The organism is Winogradskyella psychrotolerans RS-3, assembly GCF_000427335.1.
GTDB lineage: Bacteria > Bacteroidota > Bacteroidia > Flavobacteriales > Flavobacteriaceae > Winogradskyella > Winogradskyella psychrotolerans.
Window position 1 is genome coordinate 1 of record NZ_ATMR01000062.1, and the last position, 805, is coordinate 805.

The 805-nt window shown below is 39.1% G+C and carries 2 protein-coding genes; both read right to left on the bottom strand.

Features of this window, described 5'->3' with window-relative positions; translation table 11 throughout:
- The coding region (locus tag ADIWIN_RS22130) for an aldehyde dehydrogenase family protein (RefSeq protein ID WP_200859792.1) at positions 1–153 on the bottom strand (153 nt) is incomplete at its 3' end.
- A gap of 310 nt (positions 154–463) precedes the next feature.
- A partial coding sequence (locus ADIWIN_RS04890; protein ID WP_040756574.1) for an HAD family hydrolase occupies positions 464–805 on the bottom strand: 342 nt, incomplete at its 5' end.

The following is an 805-nucleotide window of genomic DNA, read 5'->3' on the forward strand; positions in this document are numbered from 1 at the left end:
AGCTCTTTGTTCCCATTGCATGTTCTCCCAGGCTGGTTTGGCGCCTAGGGCTGCATTTATGGCTTGGGTAACATGCTCTTTGTCACCCGAGTGAAATTGACCCAGTAAATGCTGTCTGTTATGGGGAGGGTGGATAGGTGTGGTTTTTTCCAAGTTTTTACTTCTTCACTCCCTATATACATTGGGATATCTACGACCTGATCACTGGCTGCTTTTAGGGCAGCCTGTAAAGAACCCCTCTCTTTGGATCCCGGAGCATAATTTCTTACCGGTTCATTGCTTGGTTCTGGTACATTAAAAAAGCCTTTAAGCATAATAGTTTGGTTTTTAACCCGGATTAGCCGATAGTATTCGCAGTGAAATCATCACAATGCTGAATTTTATTGCCTTTTTCGGGTTTGATTTACAATCTGGTTATAAATCAAATATACAAATTAACAATGGCTTACCAGAATCGAAGGGTTTACAGTATTTTTATAAGCTCGGAAAGGTGGCGTATCCTATAAGTTGGGTTCACTTCGCTTTCAGTATTTAAAGGGTTATAATAAACCTGATCGATTTCAGCATTTTGAGCCCCTTGGATGTCAGAAAGTGGATTGTCACCAATCATCAGGCAATGGCTTGCTTCTGCTTTTAAATGAAGAAGGGCATGTTCGAATATTCTCTTGTCAGGTTTTCTAAATCCAGAATTTTCAGAGGTTACTATCAAGTCAAAATAAGTGTCCAATTTTGAAGATTTGAGTTTGTTGTACTGACTCAGATTAAACCCATTTGTAATTATGTGTAATTGATACTTGGTTTTCAG